Source organism: Prauserella oleivorans (assembly GCF_042685745.1).
In the GTDB taxonomy this organism is placed as follows: domain Bacteria; phylum Actinomycetota; class Actinomycetes; order Mycobacteriales; family Pseudonocardiaceae; genus Prauserella_A; species Prauserella_A oleivorans.
This window is the reverse complement of sequence record NZ_JBHUNT010000001.1, coordinates 3,988,752-4,013,527: the sequence shown is the minus strand read 5'-3', so window position 1 is coordinate 4,013,527 and position 24,776 is coordinate 3,988,752. Positions and strand designations below refer to the sequence as shown.

Here is a 24,776-nt window from a genome sequence, read left to right as displayed (position 1 = left end):
CTATGGCGTTCGCGCTGGAAGACCTGACGGTCATCGACCTGACGCAGGTGATGGCCGGTCCCTACTGCTGCCAGCTGCTCGGTGACCTGGGCGCCGACGTGATCAAGGTGGAGCCGCTCGGCACCGGCGACGCCACCCGTCAGGCGACAGGCCACCGGCTCCCGCACGGCGAGAGCGCGGCCTTCCTCGCCGTGAACCGCAACAAACGCAGCATCGCTCTCGACCTGAAGACCCCCGGTGGCCGCGACACGTTCCTGCGTCTGGTCCGCCACGCCGACGTCGTCGTGGAGAGCTTCCGGCCCGGCGTGGCCGCCCGGCTCGGCGTCGACTACGAGACCCTCAGCGCCGTCAACGAGCGGCTCGTCCACGCGTCGATCTCCGGCTTCGGGCAGACCGGCCCCTACGCGCAGCGGCCCGGCTACGACCTCATAGCCCAGGCCATGTCCGGGATCATGAGCGTCACCGGCGACGCCGGCGGTGAGCCGGTGAAGTGCGGCGTTCCCGTCGCCGACATGTCGGCCGGGCTGTTCTGCGCGATCGGCATCCTCAGCGCGTGCCTCGCCCGCGAGAACACGGGCCGGGGCCAGTCGGTGGACACCTCCCTCTACGACGCGGCGCTGGCCCTGTCGATCTGGGAGACCGCGGAACTGTGGGCGACCGGCGAGGTGCCGCAGCGGATCGGCTCGGCGCACCGCGTCAACGCGCCGTATCAGGCACTGCCCACCCGCGACGGTCACCTGACCATCGGCGCCAACAACGACCGGCTCTGGCGCCGCCTGTGCGAGGTTCTCGATCGGCCGGACCTGCGCGACGACGAGCGGTACGCCACCAACACCGACCGCGTGCGCAGGCGCGAGGAGCTCGCCGCCGAGCTCGCCACGACGTTGAAGACGCGGGACACCGACGACTGGGTCGACGCGCTGCTGGCCGCCGGTGTTCCGGCCGGGCCGATCCGCGACTATCGCCAGTCGTGCGCCGACCCGCACACGCTGGCGCGCGAGATGGTCGTCGAGATGGACCACCCGCGCGAGGGGACGGTGCGCGCTCTCGGCATCCCGGTGAAGCTCACCGGCACACCGGGTGCGATCCGCCGGACCGCGCCCGGGCTCGGCGAGCACACCGACGAGGTACTCCGCGCGCTGGGCTACGACGACGAGGCCATTCGTGCCCTGCGTGCCGAGGGGGCCGTGGCATGACCGGGACCGCGGACACCACCACGGAACTGCTCACCGAGTTCCGCCCGCCCGTGGCCGTCGCGACGTTCAACCGGCCCGAGGCCCGCAATGCCATGACCTGGGCCATGTACGACGCCCTCGCCGAATTCTGCGACCGGGTCGACGCCGCCGCCGACGTCCGCGTCGCCGTGCTGCGCGGCGCGGGTGGCAAGGCGTTCGTGGCCGGCACGGACATCGCCCAGTTCCTGGAGTTCGACGGCGCCGCGGATGGGCTCGCCTACGAGCGCCGCATCGACTCGGTACTCGCGCGAGTGGAACAGGTGCGGGTGGCGACGATCGCGGTCGTCGACGGTTACGCCACCGGTGGTGGGCTGTCGTTGGCCGCCGCGTGCGATCTCCGGATCTGCACGCCGCGCGCACGGTTCGGCCTGCCGATCGCGCGGACGGTGGGCAACTGTCTGTCGATGGCGGGCTACGCGCGCCTCGTGCAGCTCGTGGGGGCGAGCCGGGCCATGCACCTGGTCTACACGGCGGGATTCGTGGACGGCGAGACAGCCGGCCACATCGGACTCGCTTCCGAGGTCGTTGCCGAGTCCGAACTGGACACCAGGGTCGGCCAGCTGTGCACGCAGCTCGCTGCACAGGCGCCCCTGACGATGCTGGCCACCAAGACCGCCGTCCGCCGGCTGCGTGAGCACGCGTTGCCGCCGGGGGAGGACCTCGTCGAACTGTGCTACGGCAGCGAGGACTTTCGCGAGGGTGTCACCGCGTTCGTCGAGAAGCGCCCGCCGCGCTGGCGGGGCCGGTGACGAGCCGTGCCCGGCCGTGCCGTGCGAGGGTCAGACCGGACGCCGGTAGCCGAGCGTGGCACTGATGCGCTGGGCGGCCTCGACCACCAGCTCGCCGTAGCGCTCGCGCAGCGCGTCGGTCATCCGGCTTCCCGGCGCGGAGATCGAGATGCTCGCGACGGCGGTGCCGTCATGGTCGAAGATCGGCGACGCGACGGCGCTGATGTCCGTTCGCCACTCGCCGACGTTGGAGGCGTACCCGCGTTTGCGGACGCGCTCGAGCTCGGCGAAGAACTCGTCCCAGTCCACGATCGTGTTGTCGGTGTAGCGTTCCAGCTTCCCGGCGAGGATCTCGGTCACCTGCTCGCGGGGCAACCACGCGAGCATCGCTTTGCCGTTCGACGAGCCGTGCAGCGGGACGGCGCTGCCCAGCGGAATCACGGCCCGGATGGGATGCGCGGTCTCCACCCGTTCGATGAGCACCGCGTGGTCTCCCTCGCGCACCATGAGATGCGACGTCTCCCCGGTCTCCCGGCGCAGCTCGTGCATGAGGGCAGCCGCGGCGTCGCGCACACCGAGGTCGGCGATCGCGCGCTGACCGATGTGCAGCGCCCGTGTGGTGAGTACCCAGCGCGTGACCTCGGCGCCGTCGGGGCAGATCCAGCCCGCGGTCCACAGTGTCCGGAGGGCGCGCTGGACGGTGCTCTTCGGCAGCTGCAGTCTGCGGGCGAGCTCCCCGACTCCGACGGGCTGGGTGTAGGCGACTTCTTCGAGCACCCGGAAGGCGGAGAGGACCGTGCGCATTCCCTCGCTCATGGCGGAAGTCTAGCCTCCGGTCGCGGGCGGCGAGCCCGTCACCGGCGCGTCCGGCGACGGGCTCGCCCCGGCTCACAGCCAGCCGGGCAGCACGAAGATGGCGCAGGCCGCCACCGGGGCCACGAGGATCATGCTCATGCCCCAGATCATCAACCGGCGGAACACCGAGTCACGGACCTCCTCCGGCGAGCTGGCGACCACGAGCGCGCCGCTGGTCGAGAACGGCGAGGAGTCGACCACCGACGACGCGATCGCCAGCGCGATGATCATCCCGACGGCGCCGACCTGGCCGGTCAGCAGGAACGGCACGGCCAGCGGGATCAGCGCGCCGAGGATGCCCGTGGTCGAGGCGAACGCCGACACCGCCGCGCCGATCAGGCAGATGACGAACGCCGCCAGGAGCGGAACGCCGATGCCGGCCACGCTGTCGCCCAGGAACTCGATCGTGCCGATCCGCTCCATCAGGCTCACGTAGGTCACCACGCCGCAGATCAGGAGCACCGTCGGCCACGCGACCTGGCCCACACACGCCTTGGTGGTGCCGGGCGAGAGCACGCAGATCACGGTGGCGATGCTCAATGCCAGCAGGCCCACGTCGAACTCCAGTGCCAGCGCGCCCACCGCAAGCACCACGAGCCCGATCAACGTGACGGTGCGCTGGGTGTCGAGTGTGGTCACCGGCGTGTAGGCCGGTGCGCCCGTCCGGGTCGCGGTGGCCGTGCCGCCCCCGGTGGGCAGCGGTGCGGGGCCGCCGGTACCGGAGGGTCCGGAGGGCTCTGTGGGCTCGGCGGGCTCGGCGGGCTCGGCGGACGTGCCGACGCGCCTGCCCAGCAATTGCTTGCCGCCGAAGAGGAAGAACACCACGACGCTCAGCGCGGCGTTGAAGACGAACGAGGCCACCCAGAGCAGAGTGGGATTGCCCGGCAGCCCGTTGCGCTCGACGACGCCGTTGGTGATGCTGCCGAAGATGCTGATCGGGGAGAAGCCACCCGCGCTCGCGCCGTTGATGATGAGCAGGCCCATCAGCATGGGGTTGATGCGGTAGCGGTTGGCGAAGTTGAGCCCGATCGGCGCCATGATCGCCACCGCGCCGGGCACGACGGCACCCACCATCGTCAGCAGGCTCGTGATCGCGAACATCACCCACGGGATCAGCGCGATGCGGCCACGCACGGCGCGCACGCCCGCATGGATGAGCCAGTCGACGGTGCCGTTGGTCTTGGCGATCGCGAACAGCAGTGTCACGCCGACCAGGACGACGAACAGGTCACCGGGAAAGCCGGAGAACAGGTCGTCCTCGCTTTCTCCCACGACGAAGGTGCTCAGCACGAACGCGCCGAGGAAAGCGACGGCTCCCATATTCACGGAACGGAGGGTCGCCAGAAGAAATATGAGTACCAGACCGACGATCGAATAAATCTGTATGGACATGTGGCTCCTCGAGGCAGACGTTGGCTCGCGGCCGCATTGGCAGAGTGTGGGGAGAATTTCGACCATTTCCCGTGAGACGAGAGCGTGGCCCCGCACCGAGGAAGTATGGCGCGCGCCACAGTAGTCGTCAATAGTCCTGAATAGACACATGGAGAATCCGATGGCACAGCCGATCGGCCGGCACTTCCTGCAAATTCCCGGCCCCAGTAACGTTCCTGATCGCATTCTGCGGGCGATGTCCGCGCCCACCATCGACCACCGCGGGCCGGAATTCGCGCGGCTCACCCTGGACATTCTCGACGCGGTCAAACCGGTTTTCGGCACCACCGGGCCGGTGATCGTGTACCCGTCGTCCGGTACCGGGGCATGGGAGGCCGCGCTGGTCAACACCCTGAGCGCGGGCGACCGCGTGGTGGCCTTCGAGACCGGTCACTTCGCGACACTGTGGTCGCAGATGGCACGCCGCTTCGGGCTGCAGGTCGACGTCGTGCCCGGCGACTGGCGGCACGGCGCCGACCCCGACGCCCTGGCGGAGCGGCTCGAGGCCGACTCCGGGCACGCGATCAAGGCGGTCTGCGTGGTGCACAACGAGACGTCCACGGGCGCGCTGAGCCGGATTCCCGAGATCCGGCGCGTGCTCGACGAGGCGGGACATCCCGCGCTGTTGCTGGTCGACACCATCTCCTCGCTGGGGTCGGTCGACTACCGCCACGACGAGTGGGGTGTGGACGTCACGGTGTCGTGCTCGCAGAAGGGCCTGATGTTGCCGCCCGGGCTGGGGTTCAACGCCGTGAGCGAGAAGGCGCTGCGCGCACACGCGGCCGCCACGCTGCCCCGGTCCTACTGGGACTGGGCGCCCATCCTGGAGGCCAACCGCACCGGGTTCTTCCACAGCACGCCGGCCACCAACCTGCTGTACGGCCTGCGCGAGGCGCTGCGGATGCTCGACGAAGAAGGCCTGCCGGCCGTGTTCGAGCGGCACGCCCGGCACGGCGAGGCCACCCGCGCGGCCGTCCGGGCCTGGGGGCTCGACGTGCTCTGCCTCGACGAGCGTGAGCACTCTCCCGTGCTGACGGCGGTGCTCCTGCCGGAGGGGCACGACGCCGACAAGGTGCGCGAGGTGATCCTCGAACGGTTCAACATGTCGCTCGGCGCCGGGCTGGGCAAGCTCCGGGGCCGCGTGTTCCGCATCGGCCACCTCGGGCACTTCAACGACGTCGCGCTCGCGGGCACGCTCGCGGGCGTCCAGATGGGACTGGAACTTGCCGGCCTGCCGCCCGAGGGCGACGGCGTGACCGCCGCGCTGCGGGTGCTGACGACGGGAGCCGCGGCATGACGAGCGAACTGGAACGGCGCCTGACCGCCGATGTCGCCGGTGAGGTGCGGTTCGACGACTACACCCGGCACCTGTTCTCGCGTGACGCCAGCATGTACTCGATCACCCCGCTCGGCGTCGTGTTCCCCCGCGACGAGGACGACGTCGCGGCCGCCGTCGCCGCCGCCCGCGAGCACGGCGTGCCCGTAGTGCCGCGTGGTGCGGGCACGAGCCTCGCGGGGCAGACCGTGGGGCCCGGGCTCGTGCTCGACTTCTCGCGGCACCTCAACCGGATCCTCGAGCTCGACCCCGGATCGCGCACGGCGCGGGTCCAGATGGGTGTCGTCCAGGACCAGCTCAACCGGGCCGCCGCGCCCCACGGACTGATGTTCGGCCCGGACACCTCCACCAGCAACCGCGCGACGCTCGGTGGGATGATCGGCAACAACTCCGCGGGCAGTGGCTCGGTGCGCTACGGCATGACCATCGACCACGTCCGGGAGCTCGACGTCGTGCTGTCCGACGCCACGACGGCCCACTTCGCGCCGGTGGACGACGTCACCCTCCGGCGACGGGCCAAGGCGGCGACCCTGGAAGGTGCGCTGTACCGCGAGCTGCCCGCGATCGTGGAGGACAGCCGCGACGCCATTGAGAAGGGCTTCCCGCGCTTCTGGCGGCGGGCGGGCGGTTACCGCCTCGACCGGCTGACCGGCGCGCCGTTCGACCTCGCGAAGTTCGTGGTGGGCTCCGAGGGCACGCTCGTCGTCGCGACGAGCGCGGTGGTCGACCTGGTGCCGAAGCCCCGCCACACGGTCATCGCGGTGGGGCATTTCACGTCCACCCAGGGCGCCATCGAGGCCACCGAGGACGCGCTCGCGTGTGAACCGGCCGCCGTGGAGCTCATGGACCGCACCATTCTCGACCTCTCGCGCGAGCGGATCGAGTACGCCTCCCTCGGCACGATCCTGGAGGGCGACCCCGACGCGCTGCTGTTCGTCAGCTTCACCGGCGACGACGAGCGGGAGCTGATCGCCCGGCTGCGCAGGCTCAGCGCGTCGTGGCGGGAACACGGGCACGGCTACCACACCCTCGAGGCGGTGACGCCGGCGCAGCAGGCGGCGCTGCTCAAGGTACGCAAGTCGAGCCTGGGCCTGCTCATGGCGGCCAGCACCGGGGCGAACCGGCCGCTCGCGTTCGTCGAGGACACCGCCGTCGACCCCCGCCATCTCGCGGAGTACACCGCGAAGTTCCGGGAGATCCTCGACCGGCACGGCCTGCACGCCGGGTTCTACGGGCACTGCTCGGTCGGCTGCCTGCACATCCGGCCGTTCGTGGACCTCACCAAACCCGGGCAGGTCGAGACGATGCGGAAGGTCGCCGAGGAGGTCAAGGATCTCGTCGCCTCCTACGGCGGCGTGAACTCCAGTGAGCACGGCGACGGGCTCGCCCGCAGCGAGTTCAACCGGGAGATCTTCGGTGACGAGCTGTACGAGGCGATGCGCCGCGTCAAGCGGGTGTTCGATCCACAGGGGACACTCAATCCGGGCAAGATCGTCGACGCGCCACCGATGACGGAACACTTGCGCGATCCGCAGCTTCCCGAACCGGGCCCACTGCGCACCCGGCTCTCGTTCGAGGTCGTCGGGGGCATGCGTGCCGCCGCCGACCGGTGCATGAACATCGGGTTGTGCCGCAAGGCCGACGCGGGCACCATGTGCCCGTCCTACATGGCCACGCGCACCGAGGACGACTCCACCCGGGGCCGGGCCAACGCGCTGGTCAAGGCACTGTCCGAACCGGACCCGAAGACCGCGCTCGGCGACGAGCGGCTGCACGAGGTCCTCGACCTGTGCCTCATGTGCAAGGCGTGCAAGAGCGAGTGCCCGCTGGGCGTCGACATGGCCAAGCTGAAGAGCGAGGCGCTGTCGCACCACCACGACGTGCACGGTGTGCCGGTGCGGTCCCGGGTGTTCGGCGCCATCCGGACCCTCAACCGGCTGGGATCGGCGACCGCGCCCCTGTCGAATCTCCCGGGCAGGATCCCCGCTCTGCGCAGGCTGCTGGAACGCAGTCTGGGCATCGCCGCCGCGCGCCCGCTGCCGCACTACGAGCGCCGCCACCTCGGTGCGTGGTTTCGGAAGCGGCGCCCGCGCGGCGGTCCGGCACCGCTGGGGGAGATCGTCTTCCTCGCCGACTCGTTCACCACCTTCACCGAGCCGGCGATCGGGCGTGCGGCGATCGAGCTGCTCGAGGCAGCCGGCTACTCGGTGCGGCTGGTGACTCGCGGCTGTTGCGGCCGGTCGAGCCTGTCGAAGGGCCTGATCGACGACGCGAAACGCAAGGCGTCCGGCTTGATCGCCGAGCTGGCCGCGACCGAGGGGCCCATCGTGGGATGCGAGCCCTCGTGCGTGCTGACCCTGCGCGACGAGGCGCTGTCGTTGCTGCCGGACGACCCGCGCGCCCGCGACGTCGCCGGGCGGGTGCGCCAACTGGAGGAGGTGGTGACCGCCGCGGTCGACGACGGCAGGCTCGTCCTCGACGCCGAGCACCCCGCCGCGGGCAGGCGGGTCCTCTTCCACGGTCATTGCCACCAGAAGGCGGAGGTCGGCACGGCAGCGACGATGGCCCTGCTCAACCGGCTGCCGGGCGCGGAGGTCGTCGAGCTCGACGCGGGCTGTTGCGGCATGGCGGGCTCGTTCGGCTTCGAGGCCGAACACTACGACGTGTCGATGACCGTGGGTGCCGACCGCCTGTTCCCCGCGGTCCGAGCGGAACCCGAGGACACGGTCGTCGCGGCCACCGGGGTGTCGTGCCGGCAGCAGATCGCGCACGGCACGCACCGGCAGGCGCGCCATCCGCTCGAGCTGGTGCGGGCTGCGCTGAAGGTCCCGTGACGGTCGTGGTCCTAGGGTCGGGTCATGGAGCTGGACGAGCTGCTGACCGAGACGGTGGGGCATGTCGCGCGGTACCGGGAGTCACTGCGCGACCGGCCCGTGGCCCGGCCCGTCGACACCCGCGCCGTCACCCGGGCCTTCGGCGGTCCGTTGCCCGATGCCCCGTGCCCGCCCGAGCGGGTGCTCGCCGAGCTGCGGGACGCCGCCGAGGCCGGCCTCATCGCGACGGCGAGCCCGCGCTTCTTCGGCTTCGTCATCGGCGGCTCGCTGCCGGCCGCGACCGCGGCGGACGTGCTGACCACCGGCTGGGACCAGTGCGCGTTCAACGCCGTGCGGTCCCCGGCGGCCGCCGCAGCGGAGCAGTGCGCGGGGAGTGGCTCAAGGACCTGCTGGGCCTGCCCGCCACCGCGTCGGTGGGGTTCGTCACCGACGGCCAGGCCGCCAACACCGTCGGGTTGGCCGCCGCCCGGCATCACCTGCTGGCCGAGGCCGGCTGGGACGTCGAACGGGACGGACTCGCGGGCGGGCCCCGTATCCGGGTCGTGTCCGGGCAGGAGCGGCACGCCACCATCGACCGGTCGCTGCGCCTGCTGGGGTTCGGCACGGCGGTCGTCGAGCCGGTCGCGGCGGCCCCGGACGGCTCGATCGACATCGCCGACCTCGAGCGCGTCCTCGCGCGGGGTGGGCCGGCGATCGTGTGCCTGCAGGCGGGCAACGTCAACACCGGTGCCTGCGACGACCTCGGCGCCGCCTGCCACCTCGTGCGTGCCCACGGCGGCTGGTCGCATGTGGACGGTGCGTTCGGATTGTGGGCCGCGGCGAGCCCGCGGACGGCGCACCTGGTCGCCGGAGTCGAGCTGGCCGATTCCTGGCCTGTGACGGGCACAAATGGCTGAACGTCCCGTACGACTGCGGCTTCGCCGTCTGCGCCAGGCCGGACGTGCACGCGGCCGCCGTCTCCTACAGCGCCGCCTATCTGGTCGGCTCGTCGGGGACCGGCGGTCTCGCCGACTTCGCGCTGGAGTCGTCGCGCCGGGCGCGCGGGTTCGCCGTGTGGGCGGCGCTGCGGGAGCTCGGCCGTGCCGGTGTCGCCGGCCTCGTGGACCGGTGCTGCCGGCTGGCGCGCCGGTTCGCCTCACGCCTGGCCGCCGGGGGCGCCGAGATCGGCAACGAGGTGGTGCTCAATCAGGTGCTCGCGCGGTTCGGCGATTACGCGCGGACCGACCGCGTCATCGAGCGAGTGCAGCGCGACGGCACCTGCTGGCTCGGCGGCACCACCTGGCGCGGCCGGCGCTACGTGCGGGTGTCGGTGTCGAACTGGTCGACCACGGAGGAGGACGTCGACCGCTCCGCCGATGCCGTCCTCCGCGCCGCCGCGGCCGGGTAACGCTCCTCGTGCACGACCGCCTCCAGCGGTAGCCGCTCGCGCCAGCCATGCCGCTCGAGGTCCGGCGTGTGCTGCAGATGCGTGACCGGTCCGAGGCACAGCCACGCCACGGGCCGCACGTGGGCCGGGATGCCGAGGAGCTCGCGCACCACGTCCTCGCGATAGAAGCTGACCCAGCCGACGCCGAGCCCTTCGGCGGTGGCCGCCAGCCACAGGTTCTGGATCGCCAGGCACACCGAGTACAGGCCCGCGTCGGCGATCGCGTGCCTGCCGAGCACGGCGGGGGACCCGCGGTCCGGGTCGTAGGTCACGACCACCGACAGTGTCGACTCCAGGATTCCCTCGATCTTGATCCGCGAGAACGTCGCCGCGCGCTCGCCGCTGAGGTCCCGGGCGAACGTGTCGCGCTCGACGCGGACGTGCTCCCGAAACCGTTCCCGCACGGCGCGGTCCCGCACGAGCACGAAGTCCCACGGCTGGCTCAGCCCGACGCTGGGCGCGGCGTGCGCGGCCGCCAGCACCCGGTGCAGCGCCGCGTCGTCGACGGGCTCGCCGGTGAACTCCGCCCGGACGTCGCGGCGCCGCGTGCAGAGCTCGTAGAAGGCGGCCGCGAGCGTGTCCGCCGTCACCACTCGCGGTTCTTGAGGCCGACCAGCACCCGGTCGACGAGGGCGGGGTCGACGCCGCCGGGCTCGGCCCGGGACGGGGCAGGCGGTTCGGGCGCGCGGCGCCGCTCGCCGCGGTGCGGCAACCGCACGTCCGATGCCGACAATCCCGGCGGGAGGGGCACCTCGCACCACACGAGCTTGCCGCGGCCCTCCAGCGGGACGGTGCCCGTCCTGCGGCCCCGGAGGTTCGGTGCGCCGTCGTGCACGTGCGCGAGCTGGTCGTCCTCGACCTCGATCACCAGGCAGTCCCCGGCCAGCCGCAGCCGCACGGTGACGAAGCCGGGAGCCTTCTGGTCGGTGTTGTCGATCACGCGCTGCACGAGCCGTCGCGCGGATTCGGTCACCGGCTCCAGCAACATCGGCAGCGACCATTCGGTCAGCGAGAAGCGCACGAACATCTCGGTGCAGTTCAGGGCGCTGGGCAAGGCGACGAGACGAAGATCGTCGACCTGCGCGGTGTGGGTGCTCACTGAAGAATCCTTCCGCGGTCGCGTGCCACTGCAGCTGCAGGCTGGTCCCGGAGGCCCGTATCTTGCCAAAGCGGCCCACCCCGGCGACGACTCGGGTCCGTTGCCGCCCGGTGACACACCGCGACGGCCGAAAGCCGTGACTGTAGGCGCGATTTCCGTGTCCCCGCACGGGTTTCCGGTCGTGATCTAGGTCGCCCGACACGCGCGCCGGGGCGGTCGCCAGCGGCGTTGTCACAGGTAGTCGTCACGCCCAGCGATGGAACGGGGACCGGTTGTGGACAAGACTCGCGACGTCTGCTTGCATAGGCGTCCGTTGGTCGGGGGGAACGGCCGATCAGAAGGCCCGTAACGCGACGAGAAAGTGTGGACTGCATGGCGAGGCGGGCAAGAGCGAGAGAGTTGCTGGACCGCTCACGAGTGCTGCTGGACCGCTCCCGGGTGGCGGCAGCGCAATTCCTCGATCCTCCGAGGTACGGTGCGGATCGACTGGCGATCGAAGCACCGGCGAAGCCGGCCGAGAGGCGCGAGCCGGCGTCCGAGCAGGCGCTGGTGGACATCTGCGCGAGTATCGCGCTGCGCGACCTCAACCTCGTGGACTCGTTGCTGTCCGAGCTCGAGGAGATGGAGACCCGGGAAGACAACGAGGACCGGCTGAGCCAGCTCTACCGGCTCGACCACCTCGCGACGCGGCTGCGGCGCAACGCCGAGAACCTGCGTGTGCTCGCGGGGCGTGACGCCGGTGACGCCAGCACCGAGACGTCGTCGCTCGTCGATACCGTCCGCGCGGCGATGTCGTCGATCGACCAGTACGCCCGGATCACGATCGGCCGGGTCGTCTCGCTCGGCGTGGTCGGCTTCGCGGCGGAGGACCTGAGCCGGCTGCTGGCGGAGCTGCTCGACAACGCGGCGAACCAGTCGCCGCCGAACTCCCCGGTCCGGGTCAGCGCGCACCTTACCGAGCAGGGCAGCGTGCTCATCCGGATCGAGGACGAGGGCATCGGGCTGCCCGAGGAGCGGCTGGCCGAGCTCAACGACCGGCTCTCCCACGCGCCGGTGCTGGACGACGACAGCGTGCGCCACATGGGTCTCGCCGTCGTGCGCCGGCTCGCGGAGCGGCACGGCATGAAGGTGTCGCTGTCCCGCCGCGTGCCGCACGGCACGACCGCGACCGTGCTGCTGCCGCCCGGACTGGTGGCGGAGCTGCCCGAGGCGACGTGGTCGGGCACGGACACGGTGTTCTACGCCAAGGGACCCGGCGGCGGTGGCGTCGTCGAGCAGCGCGAGCCCGAGCCCGCCGCCGTGCTCACCGAGCAGCCGGGCGCGATCTCCGGCGAGCTGCCCCGGCGGCTCCCGCAGCGCGGCGCGAGTCATACGCCCGCGTCGCCCCCCAGCCCGCCCAGCCCGCGGCCCAGGCCGCCGATTCAGCCACCCGCCGTGGGCGGGACCACCCCGAGCGGGCTGCCCCGCCGCGTGTCCCGGAGTCTGCGGAACAGCTCGACGGAAGGCGAGCACGAGCCGCCGCCCGAGGACCCCATGTCGCTCGAGGAGAGCCACGACAAGCTCCTCGCCGACCTGGACGCGTTCAGTGACGGCGAGCAGGCGGCCGCGAACTCGCTCGCCGAGCAGGAGCGGCGGCCCAAGCATGCGCAGCCGGACAGCGACGAGGCGGACACCAGCTCTGAGGACAGCCAGTGACACCCGACATGAACAGCTCCCAGAAACAGAACTTCTCGTGGCTGATCAACGACTTCGTACGCAAGGTCCACGGGGTCACGCACGCGCTCATCATGTCCTCCGACGGCTTCCCGCTGACGGCGTCCGAGCAGGTGAGCAACGAGGACGCCGAGCAGCTGGCGGCGATCGCGAGCGGGTTGCTCAGCCTGGCCCGCAACAGTGCGACCTTGTTCGACAAGGGCACGTGTGAGCAGATCATCATCCGGCTCACGCACGGCTACTTCCTGTTCATGGGCATCGGGGCCGGCGCGGGACTGGCCGTGCTGACCGGACCCGACTGCGACATGAAGGTCGTGGCGTACGAGATGACCCAGTTCGTGCGCAACGCCGGCCACGCCCTGACTCCTGAGATCCGTGCCGACATGCGACGCGTGCTGACCGCCCGCCGGGCGCAGGCGTGACCCCACTGGTGAGGAAGTGATCACCGTGTCCACAGAGAATGGGTCCGGTCAGCCGAAGCGGATGCGCAGCAAGCGAATTCGTCCCTATGCGCTCACCGGCGGACGCACCAAACCGCGTTACGACCTGCTCGTCGAAACGCTGGTGTCGGTGCCGCGCTACGACCCGAGCCTCAGCGACTCCCTGATGCCGGAGTCACGCATGCTGTACGAGCGTGCGCGTACCCGGGTGTCGATCGCCGAGTTGTCGGTGTCGCTGTCGCTGCCGCTCGGCGTGGTCCGGGTCCTGGTCAGCGACCTGGCCGCGCAGGGGGCGATCTACATCCATCCCACGGCGTACGCGTATCAGCACGATCGGAACGTACTCGAGAGGATCCTCGATGGACTCAAGCGGCTACCGGTCTGACGGCGCGGAGGCGGCCACGGAAGAAGGAGCCGACGCGGGGCTGCTGACGGTTTCCGCGAAGATCGTGATCGCCGGCGGCTTCGGCGTCGGCAAGACGACGTTCGTCGGTTCGGTCTCCGAGGTCCCTCCGCTCAACACCGAAGCCTGGATGACCGAGGCGAGCACCGGCGTGGACGACCTGCCGGTGGACGGCACCAAGTCCACGACCACCGTCGCCATGGACTTCGGCAGGATCACTCTGCACTCGGATTTGTTGCTGTACCTGTTCGGCACCCCTGGCCAGGCGCGGTTCTGGTTCCTGTGGGACGACCTGTCGCGGGGCGCGCTGGGGGCCATCGTGCTGGTCGACACCCGCCGGATCGAGCAGTCGTTCGCGGCTATCAACTATTTCGAGAACGACTCGGATCTGCCGTTCATCGTGGCGGTCAACCGGTTCAACGGCGAAGTGCACCACGACCTCGACGAGGTGCGGGACGCGCTGGCCCTCGACCCGGCGATTCCGCTCATCACGTGTGACGCGCGCGATCCGAAATCGACGGCGGAAGCGTTGCGGGAACTCGTGCGCTACACGTTGTCGCTGGCAGAACTGTCGGAACCGGGAAGGGCAAGAGCACATGCGTAAGGTTCTGGTCGTCGGCGCGGGGCAGTCGGGCCTCCAGCTGGCCTTGTCGCTGCAGCAGCACGACTACGACGTCACGGTGATGTCGGCGCGCACGGCGGACGAGATCCGCAACGGCCGGGTCATGTCCACGCAGTGCATGTTCCACGACTCGCTGGAGACGGAGCGCCGGTACGGTCTGAACCTCTGGGAGGAGCAGACGGTCAAGGTCGAGGGACTGGGTGTCTCGGTCGCCGCACCGGATTCGAGCCGGGCGATCGACTGGTTCGCGCGCCTCGACAACTATGCGCAGTCGGTCGACCAGCGCGTGAAGATGGCCGGCTGGCTGGAACTGTTCGAGGAACGCGGTGGCAAGCTGATCATCCACGGCGTCACGACGGCGGACCTGAACTCGCTGGCCGAGATGTACGACCTCGTGGTGGTCGCGGCCGGCAAGGGCGAGCTCGTGCAGCTCTTCGACCGTGATCCCTCCCGCTCGCCGTACACGAAGCCGCAGCGCGCGCTGTCGCTGGCGTACGCGCACGGCGTGGACCCGCGGCCGGAGCACCCGGAGTACCGGGCGGTGCGGTTCAACCTCATCCCCGGAGTCGGTGAACTGTTCGTCATCCCGGCCTACACCGTCACCGGCAACTGCGAGATCCTCTTCTTCGAAGGGATTCCGGGCGGGCCGCTCGACTGCTTCTCCGACCGGCCCGGGCCGCAGGAGCACTTCGAGCGCATTCTCAGCCTCATGAAGCGGTTCCTGCCGTGGGAGTACGACCGCGCCCGCAACGCCGAGCTCACCGACTCGCGAGCGACACTCGCCGGCGGCTACACCCCGGTGGTGCGCAAGCCGGTCGGCAAGCTGCCCTCCGGCGGCAAGGTGCTGGGCATGGCCGACGTCGTGGTGGCCAACGACCCGATCACCGGCCAGGGCTCCAACAACGCGGCGAAGTGCGCGGCGGTGTATTTGGAGTCCATTCTGGAGCGTGGGGACCAGCCGTTCGACGAGTCGTGGATGGTTCAGACGTTCGAACGGTACTGGGACTACGCCAAGCACGTGACCGAGTGGACCAACGCGATGCTGCAGCCGCCGCCTCCGCACGTGCTCGAGATCGTCGGTGCCGCGGCGCAGAACCCGGCGGTGGCGCGACGGTTCGCCAATGGCTTCACCGACCCGACGGACTTCCAGCACTGGTTCCTGGACCCGGACAAGGCGGCCGCCTACCTGGCGAGCGTCTCGAACTGACCGAACCCACCGCGTGGCCGGACCGGCGTGCCCTGCCGGTCCGGCCACGTGTGTGTGCGGGCCCGTCACGCCGTATCCGGCAACACGGGTGCTGCCCCGGTGTCCTCCGCGGCCTTCTGGGGCGCCACGGTGACCTGTGGTGAGCCCATGGCCTGGCGGGCCTCCGCGCCGGTCCGGCGGCCGAGCTCGGTGTAGGCGGAGAACTTGGCGTCGTCGAACCACTGGTCGCCGGTACTGTCGTTCGGGAACTCCGGATGGTGGGCGGCGTAGGACAGCAGGGAGTACGGCAGCTCCGGCCAGAGCTGTGCCCGCGCCACCACGAGCCGGCCCCGGACCTCCGGCGCGATCCCGGACTCGGGCGGGTACACGATGGTTCCCGTGATGAGCGGCGAGGACGCCAGCCTGGCCGTGAGCTCCGGCGTGCCCGTGTCCTGCGGTTCGGCCGTGCCCGGATCGGCCCGCCACGGTTCGTCGAGGTCGACCCGGACGCCCAGCTCCTGCCGGGCAAGGGTGAGGGCCTGCGCCAGAGTGCTCGCGCTGGGTGGTGTGTCGTTGCTCACGTCGACGCAGTAGATGCGGGTGCAGCGGCGCCGGAACAGCTCGACGAGGCCGAGGTTGTCGTAGTGCCCGCCGTCCGTCACGTGCAGCAGCCGCTCGTCGTGCGGGTGGAGGCCGAACACCTCCCGGACGAGGTAGGGCAACCGGCGTGCCCGGGGCAGCCACGGATGCGCCCAGTTGCCGCGGTCGGCGGCCTCGCGCGCGTGCCGGACGAACGCGGGGTTGGGCAGCCACGCGCCGAGCCGGGCGCCGGACACCGCGAGCAGCACCTGGAACCAGCGGCTCGACCGGCCCATCGACGACGCGAACGCGGCCCCGCTGATGGCCACCGCACCCTGCACGGTGAGGTCGCGCCGGAACCGCGGGGTGACCGCCTCCTCGAGGTCGCGCGTGCGGACCCAGCCCACGTCGGGCCCGCCGGTCCAGTCCGCGCCGAGGGTGAACGACACGGAGCCCAGGCCAGGAGCGGTCCGGTTCTCGCCGGTCAGGTTGGCGGAGGCGGCGAAGATCACCTGCGGGAACCGGACGTCCCCGGCCACCCTGCCGTAGGCGGACAGCGTCGTCCGCTCGGCCGGGTCGTACGGCACCGCGACGAGCTGGCCGTCTGCCGAGCGCCGTACCCGGCGCACCGCGAAGGCGGCGGCGAGGCGCCTGCGGTAGAAGGGATGCAGGCTCAGCGATGTGTTGTCGAAGCCCATGCCGAGCACGAGCACCACCACGGCCACCCCGGCGGCCGTCCAGAGTGCCGCCGGATCGCCGAGTGTTCCCGCGGACCCGGCGAAGACGAGCAGCCACGCGACGACGAGGATGCCGGTGGTGACGATGACGAGCAACCGCTGCAGGACGCCACTCGGGAGCGCGGCCGGTACCCCGCCTGAACGGCGCCGGAACATGCCCGTGGCCTGGCCGCCGATCCGGCTACGGTGCTTCCAGAACATCGACGCCAGCGCGGCGGCGTAGGTCAGCAGAACCGTGCCCACGGGACCGAAGCCGCGCACCGCGTCCATCGTGGACACCAACCGTCCCGCGGCCCAGACCAGCGCGGGCACGACCACGACGAGCGCCGCCAGCACGACGGCGAGCGCCGTGACCGACGGCGCGAGGCGCGCGGAACGGACGCGCCGGGGTGCGTTCCCGCGCGCGAACAGCGCAAGCAGGAACGCCAGAGCGGTGACCGCACCGAGCGCCAACAGGCCACCGGGGCGCGGAACCGGGACGCCGCTCAGGCCGGGTTCGAGCTCGGTGATCGGTACTCGATCGTAGAAGAGTCCGAAGAGGACACCGAGCACGATCGCGGGTCCGAACAGGACCGTCAGGGACAGCACCAGACCGCGGGCGATCCGGCCGAGCGCGCCGAGCATGCGCGCCGGGGTGTCGGCCAGGTAGCTCGAATTCCTGCGGATGTGGTGGAGCTCCGCTGTGCCCTCCGTGAAGACCGAACGAGGGTCCCGCACGACCTGGCCGTTGCCGCTCGCCCCGCCGTCCGCGGAGGCGCCGGTGAGCGCCTGCTGGAAGGCGCCGGCTGTGTAGCCGCCGCCGGAGACCGATACGAGGTAGTCCGCGTCGAGCAGGTCCGTTCGGAGTGACTGAAGGGCGCCCAGTGCCACGCTCGCCGCGCGGATGCCGCCGCCGGACAGGCAGATCCCGGTCGTGTGCTCGCCGCGCCGCCAGCGCTCGGTGACCGCACCCGGGTCGACGTCCGGGACGGCGTACGCGTTGTGCCACCGGGTCCTGTCCGGCGCGGCGCCGCCGGGCACGACCGGGTCATCCACCTCAAGTGGCCGGGGAGGTTCGGTCCGGACGTCGCCGCTCTGCCGGGCGGCGAGCCGTTCGGGTGTGTGGACGACGCAGCGCCAGAGCAGGACGGCGAGACCGTACCCGGCGAGCACGGCCGCCGGGAGCGCGGCGGCGCACGCGAGGACGGCCAGGGCACTCGTGGCCTCCAGTGCCCAGACCGCAGTGCCCCGCGCCCTGGTCGCCAGGAGCAGGAGAAGGTTGCCGAGGAAGCCGGCCACCCCGGCGATCACGGCCGCCGTCCGTGCGAACCGGGCGGCTCGGGCCTCCCGCACGGTGCAGGCGACCCAGCGTGCCGCGGTGCCGCCGAGCCACAGCGCCAGGCCGTGACAGGCGACCGCGGGCAGTCCCCAGGCAGCGGTGGTGCCGGTTCCCGCGGGGAGCGGCACCGGCTGGGCGGATCCGGCGAGCGCCCGCGTGATCGCGCCGGCGGGCCAGGGCAGAAGCGCGCCGACGACCGCGAGGCCGAGCGCCCCCGCGACGAGACCCAGGGCTCGCACCCGGCTCGGTGCGGTACTCGGCGACGACGCGGCGGACACGGTTCCCCCTGAGCAGCTGACTGGACACGGTTGGTGACGCGAGCAGTCTGGCGGTCACCCCGCGGGGTGTAAAGGAACTCGCGCGGCTCACGGCGGGCGGCCGCGCCCGTGGGCACCGCGGCTCCCGGGGCGGTGGCTCCCGCGGACCGATGGCTGCGTGCGGGGGAGTGGCCGCCGCCCGAGGCCGGGCGGCACCGTCCGGACGCGGGGCTTAGGGCGCTTACGGCCACTACCGCTCCGGCGTCGCGTGGGCCGTCGGGCCCTGGCCGCGGCGGCGGACGGCGGTCCCTGCCCCGGGCTGTCGACCGAGGCGGGAAGGCTTGCGTCCGAACGGGCTATCGGCCGAGCGGGGACCCCGCCCTGGCGATGGGCCGTTCGGGTGGCGAGCGCGGGCTACTCCGCGGTCAGGGCAGTTGTGCCCTACCAGCGGGCGGGACGCGAATCGGACCGTGAAGGCGCAGGCCGTCGCCGCGGGCGCGGGCCCGAGGGGAGGAGCACACCATGTCAGAACTCACCGCGCGGGACGTGATGACCCCGGACCCGCGCAGCGTCACACCCGAGACCGATCTGGGCACGGTCGCCCGGGTGCTCGCCGCGGCGGAAGCGGGAGCCGTCGCGGTCGTGGACGCTCGTGGTCGGCCGGTCGGCGTGGTTTCGGAGGCCGACCTGATGTGTGCGTGGGGCGGGGCGCGGCACCGCGCTCGGCGGACGTGGCTCGAGTGGCAGCGGGCCAAGCAGCGCCTGCGCAGCGCCCAAGACCGCCGCGCCGGTGACGTGATGACCTCGCCCGCATCGACCGTCGATGCCGCCACTCCGGTGAGCCGGGTGGCCAGGGAACTCGAGCAGCGTAGGCTGCGCTGGATGTTCGTGGTGGACGACGGCGTGCTCGCCGGCGTCCTGTCGTACCGGCACGTCGCGGGCGTCCCCGCCCGGCCCGACGACGACATCCGGCACGACATCGCCACCGACGTGTTCACGCGCATCCTGTGGGTGGAACCCGACACGGTCGGCATCGCCGTGGAGCACGGGGTCGTGACCCTGCTCGGTCAGGTCGAGAGCCGCAGCGACGCCGAGCTCGCCGGCAGGCTGGCGCGGGGCGTGCCCGGGGTGGCCGAGGTCCGGAACCGGCTCGGCTACGTCTGGGACGACACCCCGGACGGCACCCGGGTGAAGTCGGGGTCGTGACCCGCGCCGCATCAACCGGACACTGTGGACAGTCGACCCCTTCGGCGCCGGTGACACTGAGCGAAGGTGTCGCCATCGTCACAGACACCTTCGTGTGTTCTCGGGAACGTAGTCGTTGAATAGGAACGGGAACTCCCGGGAATAATGAAGAGAGGCGTCTGCCGTTTTCCGGTGTGGAAGGGGGACACGTGGGATCGGGGGAGAGCAGGGTGGTGCGGCTGTGGCGACGGCTGCACGTCGGTCGCAACCCGCTGGCCCGGCCGGGGGACCGCTGGGAGGCACGGCTGCTGGTGTCCTTCATCCTGCTTGCCCTGTGCGCGATCCCCGTGGCCGCGTCGTGGGGGAGTGACGTCTACGCGGAGCGGATGGCCACGCTCGAGCGCGAGGCCGGGACCAAGCACCAGACGACCGCGGTGCTGCTCGCCGACGCGCCGGTCGGCACGTCGACCACCGAGTTGCGCAATGTCGAGGTGCCCGCCCGGTGGTACACCCCGGACGGCGCGCCCCGTGTCGGCGATGTCTCGACCTACCGGGGCATGGCGCAGGGCACCGAGATCGCGGTGTGGGTCGACGACGCCGGCGACCTGACGTCCCCGCCCGCCACCCCGGCCGGTGCGATCACCGACGGTGTGAGTGTCGGTGTTTCGGCCTGGCTCGCCGTGGTCGGACTGTGCGGTCTCGTCTACGCCGGGTTCCGTGCCTTGCTGGCCCGCGCGCGCAGCGTGTACTGGGAGCGGGAGTGGGAACGCGTCGAGCGGGAGTGGACCCGGCGCTGACACCGCACCGCCTTCGACCCCTGACCGGCCTCGCCGGAATCGCGGACACGGCCCCGCCGTGCTGAACTGGAGGAGCCGATCGGCTCTGCCGCGGCGGTCGTGGATCTGCGTGGTCGCCACGGCGAGGAGGAGGTGGTCGCCGTGCCCTCCAAGGCCGTCCGGCAGCTGATCGCGGCCGTCGGCGTGTTCGTGGTCGTCGCGGCGGGGATCGCGGCGCTGCTGGTCTACGGCGGCGAGGACGAACCGGCCACGCCGCCGGGCACCGCCGTGCCGGTTCCCCCGCAGGCCGACCACGTGCTGGTCGTCAAGATCGACAACGTCGCCGCGGCCAAACCCCAGACCGGGCTCTCGGCGGCCGACGTCGTGTACGTCGAGCCGGTGGAAGGCGGCCTGACCCGGCTCGCCGCGCTCTACTCCGCGCGCCTGCCCGACGTGGTGGGGCCTGTCCGCAGCGCACGCGAGACCGACATCCAGCTGCTGGCACAGTACGGCCACCCGGTCCTGGCGTACTCGGGCGGCGCACCGGAGATCCAGCCGCTGCTGCGTCGCGCGCCGATGATGCTGGTCACCGACCGGGACGCGCCCCGCGCCTTCTACCGCGACCCGGACCGCCGGATCCCGCACAACCTCTACGTCCGGCCCGGCCGGTTGCCGCGCGGCGGCGGAGGCCCCGGGCCACGCCATGTGTTCCAGTTCGGTGCCGCCCCGGCGGGCGGAACGGCCACCACTCGCCACGACGTCGGGTACCGGGCGGCGTCGTACCGCTTCAGCTGGTCACCCGAGGCGGGACGCTGGGTCGTCTCGATGAACGACGAACCGCTGATCACGACCGAGAGCGGGCGGGTCGGCGCGGCGACCGTCGTGGTGCAGCGCATCCGGGTCCGGGAAGGCATGCAGGTGCGGGATGCGGCCGGTCAGGTCTCCCCGGTGGCGATCACGGTCGGCGACGGCCCGGCGACCGTCCTACGGGACGGCATGGCCTACGAGGGCAGGTGGTCGAGGCCGGCGGCGGGCGAAGGGACGCGCTTCGTTACCGGGTCCGGCCGGCCGCTGCCGCTGGCACCCGGGCCGGTGTGGGTGCTGCTCGTGCCGCGGTGACCGGCGGGTGCGGTCACGCGGCCGGGCTCGGTACGGGGCGCGCGATCATCACCGGGCACTCCGCGTTGTGGACGAGGGCATGACTGGTCGAACCCAGCAGCATGCCGCGGAACCCGCCCCGGCCACGGCTGCCCACGACGACGAGCTGTGCCTTGCGGCTCCACTCCAGCAGCTCGTGGCGGGGGCGGTCCTTGACCAGTACCCGGTGCACGGTGACGTCCGGATAGAGCTCCCGCCATCCTGCGAGGCGCTCGGCGAGCCGGCGTTCCTCGGTGTCGCGCATGGGCTCCCAGTCGAAGTACATCCGCGCCTGGCTGAAGATGTCGGTGTCCGAGTCGCTCCAGGTGTGCACGGCCACGAGGTCGACGCCGCGGAAGCACGCCTCGTCGAAGGCGTACCCGATGGCCCGCTCGCTCAGCGGGCTGCCGTCGACACCGACGACCACGGGCCGCGGGTCGGCCTCGGCCGGCTCGGGGAGCTGTCCCCGCACGGACACGACCGGGCAGTACGCGTGGCTGACCAGGGCGAGCGTCGCCGAGCCGACGAGCAGGCCCACCAGGCCGCTGTGCCCGGACGAGCCGAGCACCACCATCCGCGCGGTCCTGGACATGCGGACCAGGCACGGGATGGGCGGGTCGGCGTCGAGGACGGTGTGGACCTCGGGGCTGCCCTCTTCGGCGGCGACGCGGCGGGCGGCATGCAAGAACTCCCACCGTTGCCTGCGCAGGTCTTCCTTGAACCGCTCCGGGGGCGGGATGCTCTCACCGGTGTAGAAGTCGGCGTAGCCGGCCGCGTGGACCAGCCGCAGCGGCACGCGGTGGCGAGCCGCCGTGGCCGCCGCCCAGCGCACTCCACGCAGCGATGCCTCGGTGCCGTCGACACCGGCCACCACGGGACCACGGACGTGCCCTGCTTCGGTCATGAGTCCTCCTGGATTGCCGCGCAGGCCTGCCGTCGGTGTTCACGGTAGGCCGTGTTCGTCACCCGGCGCCGCGTTGCCGTCGGTGGCCGGACCCGACGATCGACGCCGCGTGGCGCACCGCGCCTCGTCGGTCCACTATGGCCTGCCGCCTCCTCACGGCGGGCGCATCGGACGCCGGCGGAAAACCATCGGATCCTGCGCGGTGCGCGGCTGGCCGGTGGGGAGCGCGCCGCCACCGAGCCCGGGAACGCCCGCGAGCTGCCTGGGCGGAGTGGCCGGAGCCGGAGGCCCGGGATCGTGCGGTCGTCGGTTCCGATCCGTCCACGCCGCCCTGCACGCGACGCCAAACCCGGTGGTCACCGCCGTCGCGCGCGCCGGCCGGGACCGTCCGCGGCTGCGTCCCGGGTGGAACCGGGCCGGAAAGGGATCAAGGGACCCGGACAACGAAGGGCTTTCGGCCCACGCGCGCACCCCTGCCTGCCGCGCACGATGGAACCGTGCCGAGCCAGGGAGAACGGGTACGGAACCGGGCCGTCGCCGGTGACGAGCCCGCCGCGGTGGAGGCCGGTCACCGGTCCGTCCCACTGCGGGTGGTCCACGCCTGTGTCGCGCCCGCCCACGGTCGAGCCGGTCGTGTGCCGAGCCGTCCCGGGCCGGGGAACCGGCCCCGGACACCGCGCCGCGCGTGCCGGCGGAGGACAGGGGGCGCCCTGCACGCCCAGCGCAGCACGACGAGGCAGGCACCCGGACGCACGGTCCGGCCACCAGGCGGCGGGAGCACCCCATGACCGACACGACCACCCCACCCCTCACCGGATTGCTCCACGCGGCGCTGCTCGCGGCCGTCCGGGCACCGTCGCCGCACAACACCCAGCCCTGGGAGTTCCGGGTCGGCACGGGCCGCATCGACGTGCTGCTCGACGAGACCCGGATCCTGGGCGTCTGCGACCCGGGCGCGCGGGAGGCGACCCTCGCGTGCGGCGCCGCCCTGCTCAACATCCGCCTCGTGCTCGCGGCACGCGGGCACGCCTCCGAGGTGCGGATCCAGCCCGACCCCGCCCGGCCCCGGCTGCTGGCGCGCGTCCATGTCGGCGGACCGCATCGCCCGGCACCGGACGAGCTGCGGCTGGCCACGGCCATCGGCCACCGGCACACCAACCGCAGGCCCTTCCTCGACCGGCCGGTGCCCACGGCGGTGCGGCACACACTCGTCATGGCCGCGCACGCCGAGGGCGGCCAGCTGCTCCTCCTGGAACAGCCGCCGCGGCTCGCCGCCCTCGCCGCGCTGCTGCGGCGTGCCGACGCCGTGCAGGCCCGCGACGAAGGCTTCCAGGAGGAGGTGCGGGCGTGGACCCGCACCGGACGGCGGCCGGACGGCGTGCCCGCCACCGCGGGCGGACCCCGTGCCACGCCCGGCGAACCGCTGCTCGCCCGGCCCGACGACACCGTGCCCGAGGGCCCCGGCGGCAGCGGATTGCGCCGCGGGCCCCTGGTCGCCGTGCTCACCACACCCGGGGACACGCGGCGCGACGTCATCCGAGCGGGCCAGGCCATGCAGCGGGTGCTGCTGGCCGCCACGGCCGCCGGGCTCGGCGCCTCGTTCCTGTCGCCGCTGGTCGAGGTGTCCTCCGCGCGGGCGGTGTTACACGCGATGCTCGGCGACCGCCACCACCCCCAGACGGTGTTCCGGCTCGGCTACGGCTGCCCGGTCTCGATCACCCGGCGTCGCCCCGTCGAGGACGTCACGATGCAGGAGTGGCCCTATGACCAGTAGTCCCTTGCTCACCCGGCCCGTCGAGCACGCATGGTCGGGGCATGAGCGCAGCGTGCTCACCCGCGCCGCGCTCAACTCCTACCCGTGCGGCGTGGGCGGTCCGTGGACGCTCGAGATCCACGGTTCCCGCGTCGAGCTCTACGAGCGGTTCGACGCACCCACCTGGAATCACGAGGGAACGGGGCGCGACCGGGTGATCGCCTGCGGCACCGCGGTGGCCTGCGTCGCGGTCGCGGTGCGCATGCTCGGCTGGCGGCCCGAGACAGCGTTGCTGGGCGATCCGTCGCGCGCGGACACCATCGCGACCGTGACCGCGCGGGACCGTCGACGCCCGTCCGCGGCCGACGCTCGCCGGTTCCAGGCGATCTTCGACCACAGACCGCACCGGCACACCGTCGACCCGTCCGCGCTGCCCGTCGATCTCGTCGACGAGATTGCCCAGGCCGGCACCATGCCCGGGGTATGGCTGGTGCCGCTGCCCGCGTTCACTACGGCGGGCCGCAGGCACACCCCGGATCCCGGACTGCTCGTGGTCACCACGTCCGACAGCAGGCGCGACCAGGTGCTGGCCGGTGCCGCCCTGCAGGAGGCCTCACTCGCGGCGCGGGCACGCGGGCTCACGGTGGCTCCGCAGACCAGTCCGTTCCAGTTCCGGGAGTTCCGGCAGCGAGTCGTGCGCACCCGCAGGCCCGGCGGCAGCCCGCAACTGTTGCTGCGTCTGGGCAGGGCAGAGGGTTGAGAACCGGCTCGCCGAGGTAATACCGTCGGATCCCCGTTCGATGTTCGCGGTGCGAGGTGTCT

General features: G+C 72.1%; 20 protein-coding genes and 1 pseudogene. 15 read left to right on the top strand and 6 right to left on the bottom strand.

Annotated elements, in window-relative coordinates:
* The first annotated feature begins 2 nt into the window (after positions 1 to 2).
* Positions 3 to 1,196, top strand: a complete 1,194-nt coding sequence (locus ACFSZT_RS19660) for a CaiB/BaiF CoA transferase family protein (RefSeq protein WP_377391169.1) — start codon at positions 3 to 5, stop codon at positions 1,194 to 1,196.
* The gene (locus ACFSZT_RS19655; protein WP_377391166.1) at positions 1,193 to 1,984 is read left to right on the top strand and encodes an enoyl-CoA hydratase/isomerase family protein; all 792 of its coding nucleotides are present in this window, start codon (positions 1,193 to 1,195) and stop codon (positions 1,982 to 1,984) included. The genes ACFSZT_RS19660 and ACFSZT_RS19655 overlap by 4 nt, the downstream gene beginning before the upstream one ends.
* Positions 1,985 to 2,014: 30 nt before the next feature.
* Here the strand turns inward: ACFSZT_RS19655 and ACFSZT_RS19650 are convergent, their stop codons facing one another.
* A complete protein-coding gene (locus ACFSZT_RS19650; RefSeq protein WP_377391163.1) occupies positions 2,015 to 2,779 on the bottom strand; it encodes an IclR family transcriptional regulator in 765 nt (254 codons plus the stop codon).
* Positions 2,780 to 2,851: 72 nt separating this feature from the next.
* A complete protein-coding gene (locus ACFSZT_RS19645) occupies positions 2,852 to 4,210 on the bottom strand; it encodes an SLC13 family permease (RefSeq protein WP_377391160.1) in 1,359 nt (452 codons plus the stop codon).
* Between the two features lie 160 nt (positions 4,211 to 4,370).
* On the opposite strand from ACFSZT_RS19645, the gene ACFSZT_RS19640 reads away from it, so the two are divergent.
* The 3 genes and pseudogenes from ACFSZT_RS19640 (at position 4,371) to ACFSZT_RS19630 (ending at position 9,806) form a co-directional block, all read left to right on the top strand.
* Positions 4,371 to 5,546: a pyridoxal-phosphate-dependent aminotransferase family protein gene (locus ACFSZT_RS19640; RefSeq protein WP_377391157.1), complete on the top strand. Its 1,176-nt coding sequence runs from the start codon at positions 4,371 to 4,373 to the stop codon at positions 5,544 to 5,546.
* Complete coding sequence (locus ACFSZT_RS19635) at positions 5,543 to 8,419, top strand: FAD-binding and (Fe-S)-binding domain-containing protein (protein WP_377391154.1); 2,877 nt, start codon at positions 5,543 to 5,545, stop codon at positions 8,417 to 8,419. The genes ACFSZT_RS19640 and ACFSZT_RS19635 overlap by 4 nt, the downstream gene beginning before the upstream one ends.
* 24 nt (positions 8,420 to 8,443) lie before the next feature.
* Positions 8,444 to 9,806, top strand: a pseudogene (locus ACFSZT_RS19630) (pyridoxal phosphate-dependent decarboxylase family protein).
* Here the strand turns inward: ACFSZT_RS19630 and bluB are convergent.
* Together bluB and ACFSZT_RS19620 are read right to left on the bottom strand one after the other, a co-directional pair.
* Positions 9,713 to 10,435: a 5,6-dimethylbenzimidazole synthase gene (gene bluB, locus ACFSZT_RS19625; RefSeq protein ID WP_377478311.1), complete on the bottom strand. Its 723-nt coding sequence runs from the start codon at positions 10,433 to 10,435 to the stop codon at positions 9,713 to 9,715. The pseudogene ACFSZT_RS19630 and the gene bluB overlap by 94 nt on opposite strands.
* Positions 10,432 to 10,944: an ATP-binding protein gene (locus ACFSZT_RS19620; RefSeq protein WP_377391149.1), complete on the bottom strand. Its 513-nt coding sequence runs from the start codon at positions 10,942 to 10,944 to the stop codon at positions 10,432 to 10,434. Before ACFSZT_RS19620 ends, bluB begins: the two co-directional genes overlap by 4 nt.
* A 372-nt stretch (positions 10,945 to 11,316) precedes the next feature.
* Here ACFSZT_RS19620 and ACFSZT_RS19615 point away from each other — a divergent pair, with 372 nt between their 5' ends.
* The 5 genes from ACFSZT_RS19615 to ACFSZT_RS19595 all read left to right on the top strand — a co-directional run bounded on the left by ACFSZT_RS19615 (position 11,317) and on the right by ACFSZT_RS19595 (position 15,329).
* The gene (locus ACFSZT_RS19615) at positions 11,317 to 12,639 is read left to right on the top strand and encodes a sensor histidine kinase (RefSeq protein WP_377391146.1); all 1,323 of its coding nucleotides are present in this window, start codon (positions 11,317 to 11,319) and stop codon (positions 12,637 to 12,639) included.
* Between the two features lie 8 nt (positions 12,640 to 12,647).
* Positions 12,648 to 13,079: a roadblock/LC7 domain-containing protein gene (locus ACFSZT_RS19610; protein ID WP_377391590.1), complete on the top strand. Its 432-nt coding sequence runs from the start codon at positions 12,648 to 12,650 to the stop codon at positions 13,077 to 13,079.
* Positions 13,080 to 13,140: 61 nt separating this feature from the next.
* Complete coding sequence (locus tag ACFSZT_RS19605) at positions 13,141 to 13,482, top strand: DUF742 domain-containing protein (protein WP_377391587.1); 342 nt, start codon at positions 13,141 to 13,143, stop codon at positions 13,480 to 13,482.
* Entirely contained in the window at positions 13,457 to 14,104 is a 648-nt protein-coding gene (locus ACFSZT_RS19600; protein WP_377391143.1) for a GTP-binding protein, read from the top strand. Before ACFSZT_RS19605 ends, ACFSZT_RS19600 begins: the two co-directional genes overlap by 26 nt.
* Positions 14,097 to 15,329: a styrene monooxygenase/indole monooxygenase family protein gene (locus tag ACFSZT_RS19595; protein ID WP_377391141.1), complete on the top strand. Its 1,233-nt coding sequence runs from the start codon at positions 14,097 to 14,099 to the stop codon at positions 15,327 to 15,329. Before ACFSZT_RS19600 ends, ACFSZT_RS19595 begins: the two co-directional genes overlap by 8 nt.
* Before the next feature lie 65 nt (positions 15,330 to 15,394).
* Here ACFSZT_RS19595 and ACFSZT_RS19590 read toward each other — a convergent pair whose 3' ends face one another.
* Entirely contained in the window at positions 15,395 to 18,220 is a 2,826-nt protein-coding gene (locus ACFSZT_RS19590) for a patatin-like phospholipase family protein (RefSeq protein ID WP_377391138.1), read from the bottom strand.
* 501 nt (positions 18,221 to 18,721) lie between these two features.
* Between ACFSZT_RS19590 and ACFSZT_RS19585 the strand changes: the two genes are divergently transcribed.
* The 3 genes from ACFSZT_RS19585 to ACFSZT_RS19575 all read left to right on the top strand — a co-directional run bounded on the left by ACFSZT_RS19585 (position 18,722) and on the right by ACFSZT_RS19575 (position 21,279).
* Positions 18,722 to 19,405, top strand: a complete 684-nt coding sequence (locus ACFSZT_RS19585; protein ID WP_377391136.1) for a CBS domain-containing protein — start codon at positions 18,722 to 18,724, stop codon at positions 19,403 to 19,405.
* Positions 19,406 to 19,593: 188 nt separating this feature from the next.
* A complete protein-coding gene (locus ACFSZT_RS19580; RefSeq protein WP_377391133.1) occupies positions 19,594 to 20,181 on the top strand; it encodes an Rv1733c family protein in 588 nt (195 codons plus the stop codon).
* A 99-nt stretch (positions 20,182 to 20,280) separates the two neighbouring features.
* Positions 20,281 to 21,279 carry a DUF3048 domain-containing protein gene (locus ACFSZT_RS19575; RefSeq protein WP_377391131.1) on the top strand — a complete coding sequence of 333 codons (999 nt, stop codon included), beginning with the start codon at positions 20,281 to 20,283 and terminating at the stop codon, positions 21,277 to 21,279.
* A gap of 13 nt (positions 21,280 to 21,292) precedes the next feature.
* On the opposite strand, the gene ACFSZT_RS19570 is transcribed toward ACFSZT_RS19575, so the two are convergent.
* Positions 21,293 to 22,201, bottom strand: a complete 909-nt coding sequence (locus ACFSZT_RS19570; protein WP_377391128.1) for a universal stress protein — start codon at positions 22,199 to 22,201, stop codon at positions 21,293 to 21,295.
* A 784-nt stretch (positions 22,202 to 22,985) separates the two neighbouring features.
* On the opposite strand from ACFSZT_RS19570, the gene ACFSZT_RS19565 reads away from it, so the two are divergent.
* Together ACFSZT_RS19565 and ACFSZT_RS19560 are read left to right on the top strand one after the other, a co-directional pair.
* Positions 22,986 to 23,975: an Acg family FMN-binding oxidoreductase gene (locus tag ACFSZT_RS19565; RefSeq protein WP_377391125.1), complete on the top strand. Its 990-nt coding sequence runs from the start codon at positions 22,986 to 22,988 to the stop codon at positions 23,973 to 23,975.
* Positions 23,965 to 24,714 (top strand): hypothetical protein, encoded by a 750-nt coding sequence (locus ACFSZT_RS19560; protein ID WP_377391122.1) that lies wholly within the window; start codon positions 23,965 to 23,967, stop codon positions 24,712 to 24,714. Before ACFSZT_RS19565 ends, ACFSZT_RS19560 begins: the two co-directional genes overlap by 11 nt.
* The last annotated feature ends 62 nt before the right edge of the window (positions 24,715 to 24,776 follow it).

Coding starts and splice junctions, on each gene's coding strand:
- ACFSZT_RS19570 (WP_377391128.1), bottom strand. CDS start 22,201: ATGACCGAAGCAGGGCACGTCCGTGGTCCCGTGGTGGCCGGTGTCGAC.
- ACFSZT_RS19615 (WP_377391146.1), top strand. CDS start 11,317: ATGGCGAGGCGGGCAAGAGCGAGAGAGTTGCTGGACCGCTCACGAGTG.
- ACFSZT_RS19605 (WP_377391587.1), top strand. CDS start 13,141: ATGCGCAGCAAGCGAATTCGTCCCTATGCGCTCACCGGCGGACGCACC.
- ACFSZT_RS19655 (WP_377391166.1), top strand. CDS start 1,193: ATGACCGGGACCGCGGACACCACCACGGAACTGCTCACCGAGTTCCGC.
- ACFSZT_RS19645 (WP_377391160.1), bottom strand. CDS start 4,210: ATGTCCATACAGATTTATTCGATCGTCGGTCTGGTACTCATATTTCTT.
- ACFSZT_RS19600 (WP_377391143.1), top strand. CDS start 13,457: ATGGACTCAAGCGGCTACCGGTCTGACGGCGCGGAGGCGGCCACGGAA.
- ACFSZT_RS19650 (WP_377391163.1), bottom strand. CDS start 2,779: ATGAGCGAGGGAATGCGCACGGTCCTCTCCGCCTTCCGGGTGCTCGAA.
- ACFSZT_RS19610 (WP_377391590.1), top strand. CDS start 12,648: ATGAACAGCTCCCAGAAACAGAACTTCTCGTGGCTGATCAACGACTTC.
- ACFSZT_RS19560 (WP_377391122.1), top strand. CDS start 23,965: ATGACCAGTAGTCCCTTGCTCACCCGGCCCGTCGAGCACGCATGGTCG.
- ACFSZT_RS19660 (WP_377391169.1), top strand. CDS start 3: ATGGCGTTCGCGCTGGAAGACCTGACGGTCATCGACCTGACGCAGGTG.
- ACFSZT_RS19635 (WP_377391154.1), top strand. CDS start 5,543: ATGACGAGCGAACTGGAACGGCGCCTGACCGCCGATGTCGCCGGTGAG.
- ACFSZT_RS19565 (WP_377391125.1), top strand. CDS start 22,986: ATGACCGACACGACCACCCCACCCCTCACCGGATTGCTCCACGCGGCG.
- ACFSZT_RS19595 (WP_377391141.1), top strand. CDS start 14,097: ATGCGTAAGGTTCTGGTCGTCGGCGCGGGGCAGTCGGGCCTCCAGCTG.
- ACFSZT_RS19640 (WP_377391157.1), top strand. CDS start 4,371: ATGGCACAGCCGATCGGCCGGCACTTCCTGCAAATTCCCGGCCCCAGT.
- ACFSZT_RS19585 (WP_377391136.1), top strand. CDS start 18,722: ATGTCAGAACTCACCGCGCGGGACGTGATGACCCCGGACCCGCGCAGC.